Genomic DNA, 6487 nt, shown 5'->3' on the forward strand with positions numbered 1-6487 from the left:
TTCTCATTATATGAGAATATCCAATCCCAATTATTTTCCTTTTCTCAACGTTTAAGAATTATAGTTGTTGCATACCCATTATCACGTTACAACATGCTCATGACGACAAACAAAGCCAACGCTAATCAGGTAAACGAAAAGGCGCTGCAATTGCTCATGCAAGTCGCAGTTAGTCCATTCCCAGTCTCTGCGAAAACACTCAGTGAACAACTGGCTGTTCCTTTGAGTAGTCTTTATCGACATTTAAAGCTGCTTAAAGAATGGAACTTGATAGAGGAAAGTGTCCACGACAAGACATTTGTAGTCGGCCCAGCCGCTTTGTTGCTAATGCATAGCTATGAGACCGCACAACATGGCTTAGATATGGTGGAAACCATTTTAGCTCGCCTAGTTCAACAAACAGGCGAAATGGCCGCTTACATGGTGCCTTCTGGTTACCGCGCGCTTTGTGTCAGACAGAAAGAGAGTATGCAGGCGCTTCGATGCAGCTACGTCCAGGGTCAAAGTCAACCATTGCTTCGTGGCGCCTCATCTAAGGTGATGCTGGCTTTCATGCCTCAAAGCCGTTGCGAAAAAATCTTGCGTCATTTTGGGCAAGATCATCGCCTCAGCGAATGGGAACAAGAGCTCAGTACCATCCGTAAGAACGGATACGCTGTCAGTACATCAGAAATCGATCCTGGTGTTTCTGGCATTAGCGCACCAGTCATGAAAGGAAGTAAATTGATTGGCGCAGTCTCGGTAATGGCTCCGGCTCACCGAGTCGAAAAGGATAAGCAGCGTATCATTTTGCATGTGTTGCAGGCAGCGAGAGCGTTGCCGCCAGAAAGGTAATTCATCATGTTAGGCTTTTTCAAACGCTACAAACTTCATCGAGCTCATAAGTCCGTCCACCATTACCCTTTTTCTTTTATGACGGTTTGTGAGCATTTAGCCCCGATGAGCAGTGGCACGTTTGATTTAGCCGATCAAAGTTTAGAGAATGCCAGTGACTGGCTCTATCAACAACACGATCAAGGCTCAGCCGCAAACCTTGGGCACTTTTCCCATCCCCAGATTGAGAGTGGCGATTTTCAAGAGGCATTAAGCTTGTCTCTTTCGCGCCACTCCATACCGGTTGTCTTATCGAATTGTACCGAAGCCATTCTATCCATGTTGCCAGTTGTGGTTTGCGATAATGACGAAATAGGCATCATAAATATCGGACACCGAGTGAGCCTAAAACCGACACTAGACCCTCGCCTTGGCTCCGCTTTTCATTTTGCGCTGTCACGCTACCCAAATGTCCGCATGTTCTTTGCTGGCGCGAGTGAGCAAGATACCAAACAAGAAGCTTGGGACTATGCCGAAGATCAAGGGTGTGATTGGGTTACCGACCGCGAATTTACCTTTCGTTACCGCAATCACCTCAAGCAACAAGTCGGAAACTATTTAGACCATTGTGATCAGATCGTCATATCAATTGATTTGGCATCACTACTGACAAAAAACAGTCTAGATGGAACACCCGCGCTGGATATACAAATGGTTCTTCGTACGATTCGTTTGTGTCTGGTATCAGGAAAGGTAAAAGCGGTACAACTTGTCGGAGACAAAGATCGTCTTGTCTATTCGAAACAAACGAAAGCAATTCTCCAAGAGCTTTATCAAATGGCTCCTTTAATCGACCATGCCGCATAAGACGTGCTTCTACATCAGAGCCAACATTAAGGTGTTGGCTCTATCAGTTTGGTTACATATAACCCTTTCTTATTATTTTCTAACAATTTGATACGCTAAAAGTGCGACACATACCCACCAAAACTATTGAACTAAGATCACATTCACGTTTTAATAGACTCATATAAACTTGGTATGACATACGAATAAAAAGCAACCAAAGTTCAATAACTAAGCGGGCATACTATAAAAAGCTAAACCGCAAACTTAACTTCGATGAGCCTTTTGCTCACACTCGCTTGGTGCCATTAAGTTCCACTAGATTTAGGATACTTGATGATGCTAAAACAAATATTCATCACACTCGCATCTATTTTTTCCCCCTACGCTCTGGCAACAGTGTTTGATTTAGCTGACATTAAAACCGGTGATGAGGTCGGTTTTTGCCCAGAGAAGATACAGATACAAGAACCTATCGACCAAAAATATGATAAAGCGTACTACTGTCATGGAAACATAACACTTGAGCTAGATGAACAAATAATCAACACCCAAGATACCAAGATTCAGCTTCGTGCTTTTACCGGCTTGAACTTTAAAGGTAGAAATAGCATTGGCTCTCCAGAAAACCCGATAGGTATAAAATCCCTATCCCAAGGCGTAATAGTTAGCAATGCCAACCACGAAACCGACTACACATACATTTATGGCGATGTAAAAACGGATTATACGATTTCACTTGAAAACGTACTTATCGATGGTGATGTAGATTCAAGAGGCATGACTGTCGAGCTAAAAGGCCTCTACAACGTTGTCAATGGTCAAGTAACTGCAAGTCAAAACCTCAAGCTTGAGAACGCTCAAGTCTGCGGAGATGTTTGGTCGTCAGGCGGTTTAGTAGAAGTTGGAGCGAACAAGAATGTTATTGTCGGCGGCCTCTTTTCTTTACAAAATCTAACGCTCTCAAATACCGATGTTTTTGGTGCAATAGAATCCAAAGGTGCAAACATCACACTAGACAATACTTCGGTTTATGCAAAATATAATGCTATTAAAGCGTTTCATACTGCAAGTTTTGTGGATGGTATCGGCCAAGTGTGTGGGAAAATAGAAGCCCACCGAGTCAACAACGACATCACTCAATACTGCGGAAAAGATGATCAAAACTGCTCATATGCAACCAGAAATTGCCCAGAGAAAGAAGTCCCTGTTTGCGAGTTAATCCCACCGAGTTATGACGATTTCGACCTTATCGTCACACCAACAGAAGACATCGCACTATTGTGTGGTGATGAACTCCCTCAGTTTACCGTGACTACAACCAACAATGATGAAGTAACGAGTGCTAAAGTATTGGCTACTCTCTCTCATCCTGACCTATTCACGCTTGAAATGGTCGAAGGAAAACAGAAAATTGACGACAACAACTTTATCTCGAAAGATGATGGGACGTTGGTAATAAAAGTCATCCCGCATGATATCGATTCGATTTCACTAGATTCAAATTACACACTGACTTTCACCATGGTTGAAGATACGAACAAAGCACAAACCGTGCAGTTTATGTTTACACCATTTATGTTTGAAGCTTATGAAGAAAACTTGAGCTCGATGAAAGAAATTCACGTTGTGGCAGGTAAATCAAAAACCGTGAACACTCGTTTGCTAGCGTGTGCCACTACAGGTGAACAAGTCATTGCGACTAATTACAATGGCACTCCTAAAGTCACTCATCCTCTCATCAAGCCAGCGGGAGGGAGCGAAGGAAACTTTCGTTACTCCGCAGAGTTTTCAGATGGCCTTTCTAGTCATGGTTTAGTCACGAATGAATCCGGATTGTTCTCTGTAAAAATGTCCGATAGATTCGAGTGCTTAGGTTTCGCAGAATGTCCAGATGATGGCTCTGTATACGTTGAAGGTACATTTGATGTCAAATCTCGACCATGGACACTGGCCATTTGCGACGGTTCAACCACACTAGCTTCCGGTACTTCGAAAAGTGGTCCTGGATTTATTGCCGCCGGAGAACACTTCTCACTGACCGTTAAACCCATCATTTGGCAAAGTGGTGGCTCTGTTACTGGTGAAGTAAATACAAAGAGTTATTGCGACGCAGATGTTACTGGCAACTTTATGTTGGAAGATGCACCCTCGGCAAGCATCGTATTAAGCAGTAAACAAAAGACACCGACCGAAACAGCAAACCAATCCGAGAAGTTACTGGAAAGTACCTTGTCACTCACTCGCAGCCATACCGAGAGTGAGAACTCTAAATACACCTTCTCCGGCTTGTACTGGGAAGAAGTTGGCAGCCTAAAGATCAAAGCAAGTTTAAGTAGTCAGTACCTTGATATGACGGTTAACACTGGCTTTCGAAATGTTGGTCGCTTCTACGCCAAATACTTTAAGGTGAGAGAGGCAGAATGGACGTACCCGACGAAACAAAACTTCATTTACATGAATCAACCATTTGAAGAGGTTCGTTATGACGTGGTTGCCCTTAATGCCAAACAAGAAGACATCGAGAATTACGTGTATTTCGATGCCAATCTTCGAGAACACTTCCATTTGGGCGAATTGAGTGACTACGTAGACCGTTTCATTCCACCAGCAGCGCACTCGGTTGAGTGGAACTTGGTGGGTGACGCAAGTGTTGGCAGTTTCACAATTGAAAAAGCTACTGGCAATGCGAATTGTGACAATAGCCCTTGCTGGGAGAAGGATGCAACTGATGGTCAGTATCCAGACGGCCCATTCAATAAAGACTCAAAATCAACAAAGAGTGAAATAGGTCTAACTCACACAAACGTCGTCGATGAAATACACTTCTTTGATGACCGACATATCTTAAAAGAACAACCGGATATCCGCTTTGGCAGGCTTAATTTTAAAGACGTTGGCGGCAACCAAGGTATGACCATCAAGGTCCCACTTGACGTCGAAGTTTGGCAAGGTAGCCGCTTTGTGACGCACTTTGAAGACAGCGCAACCACTGCCAACGGAGAACATCACTCCAGAACCCCTATTTGGTCGAATTCTTCACCAAATAACACCAAGCTATCTGGCGAAGGGACGATGCTAGCAGGCAGAACGTATGACCTTGTCGCAAGCCAAGTGGACTCTGCACGAGAACAGGTTCGCTTTCATTTAGACCTAAGCAGTGGCGGCAATAACTTACCTTGGTTGAAATACAATTGGGATAAGACCAATAAAGAAGAAGATAACCCGCCAACGGTCGTGACCTTTGGCATTCATCGTGGTAATGACCGTATCATCTATCGAGGAGAGCCCAATTTTATAGGGATGAATTAACCTCTTCATTTTATAGATAAAAAAGCGCCCCTCGGTTGAGGGGCGCTTTTCGTAGAATGTCCTTTTTCAATAAACGATGATTAGTTTGATGAACGACGTGCTTTCAAACGTTTTACCATCGCTAAACGACGTTCTGCTGAGCCTTGGTCCGTAGCCGATTGGTTCGGGTTATTACGTCGACCTTGACGATTTTTGAATGCCGGTTTTGAATTCAACTTCTCGATGTAAGCTTCACGTTGTTTTGGTTCGTAACCAGCTAGTTCGATTCGACGAATATGCTGCTGGATTAGATTTTCCACCTGTACAACCGTCAACTCTTCTTCACGGTTAACAAACGACACGGCATGACCTTGCTTACCAGCGCGACCAGTACGACCGATACGGTGAACATAGTCTTCTGCTAAGAATGGCATGTCGTAGTTGACTACGTGAGGTAGATCTTCGATGTCCAAACCACGAGCAGCAACGTCCGTCGCTACCATTACGCGTACTTTGCCTGTTTTGAACTCTTCCAGAGCACGACGGCGAGCACTTTGCGCACGGTCACCATGACAAACCACCGCTTTAATGCCATCCAGCTTCAGCTCTTTAACTACGTCGTTTGCGGTTTCTTTATAGTTGACGAAAACCAGCACTTGCTTCCAGTTTTTACGACCAATAAGTTCAGAAAGTAGTTCTGTCTTACGCTCCTGGTCTACTGGGTACAATACGTGAGCAATGGTTTGAGCCGTAGTATTCGCTCGTTCTACTTCGATACGCTTTGGCTTACGTAAAATGTCTCTTGCTAGAACGTTCAATTGGCTAGAGGTTGTTGCTGAGAACATCATGATCTGTGGGTCGGTATCCACATCTAACATGATTTTACGAACCGCATTGATAAAGCCCATATCCAAGATTCGGTCTGCTTCATCAAACACAAGAAAATCAATGTTTGCTACTGAAACGTTACCTTGTTCAATGTGCTCTTCTAGGCGTCCTGGCGTTGCAACCAGAATATCCACACCATTTTCTAGTGCTGTCACCTGTGATGACATCTTGCGACCACCAAAAATAGCCGCAACAGAGAGGTTCGTATACTTAGTGTAAGCTTTGATGTTATCAGCGATTTGCTCTGCTAATTCACGAGTCGGAGCCATGATAAGTGCACGTGCTGTCTTACGAGACGCGTTACGACCACTATCAAGCAAACGTTGAATCATTGGCAAAGAAAAGGCTGCGGTTTTACCCGTACCCGTTTGTGCAGTAGCGAAAATATCATGGCCTCGACGAGCCATTGGAATCGCCTTTTGTTGGATTGGCGTTAACTTCTCATAACCGCATTCTGCCAGTGCTTTAACCACTTCTGGCGCAAAACCTTGAGATGAAAATGACATTGAGCGTATTCCTTAAACAAACCACTAGATAGCTTTGAAAATTTAGCCGTGCACTATACCCGAATTCAAGTGATTTATCTCACTTTTTTCAACACCTAATCTGCAAAAAAGGTCACCTTTTTCTTAATGCCACTCGCTTAAGA

General features: G+C 43.9%; 4 protein-coding genes. 3 read left to right on the top strand and 1 reads right to left on the bottom strand.

The window, feature by feature from the left end:
- Positions 1-99: 99 nt before the first annotated feature.
- From BCT11_RS01225 to BCT11_RS01235, 3 genes are all read left to right on the top strand, one after another.
- Entirely contained in the window at positions 100-834 is a 735-nt protein-coding gene (locus BCT11_RS01225) for an IclR family transcriptional regulator (RefSeq protein WP_038869667.1), read from the top strand.
- A 6-nt stretch (positions 835-840) separates the two neighbouring features.
- Positions 841-1680 carry an arginase gene (locus tag BCT11_RS01230; protein WP_102386900.1) on the top strand — a complete coding sequence of 280 codons (840 nt, stop codon included), beginning with the start codon at positions 841-843 and terminating at the stop codon, positions 1678-1680.
- 318 nt (positions 1681-1998) lie between these two features.
- Complete coding sequence (locus BCT11_RS01235) at positions 1999-4971, top strand: DUF6701 domain-containing protein (RefSeq protein WP_102386901.1); 2973 nt, start codon at positions 1999-2001, stop codon at positions 4969-4971.
- 80 nt (positions 4972-5051) lie between these two features.
- On the opposite strand, the gene BCT11_RS01240 is transcribed toward BCT11_RS01235, so the two are convergent.
- Complete coding sequence (locus tag BCT11_RS01240) at positions 5052-6344, bottom strand: DEAD/DEAH box helicase (RefSeq protein ID WP_038869656.1); 1293 nt, start codon at positions 6342-6344, stop codon at positions 5052-5054.
- Positions 6345-6487 lie beyond the last annotated feature (143 nt).

Origin of the sequence: Vibrio sp. 10N.222.52.B12 (assembly GCF_002875385.1) — a bacterium.
Taxonomy (GTDB): domain Bacteria; phylum Pseudomonadota; class Gammaproteobacteria; order Enterobacterales; family Vibrionaceae; genus Vibrio; species Vibrio jasicida.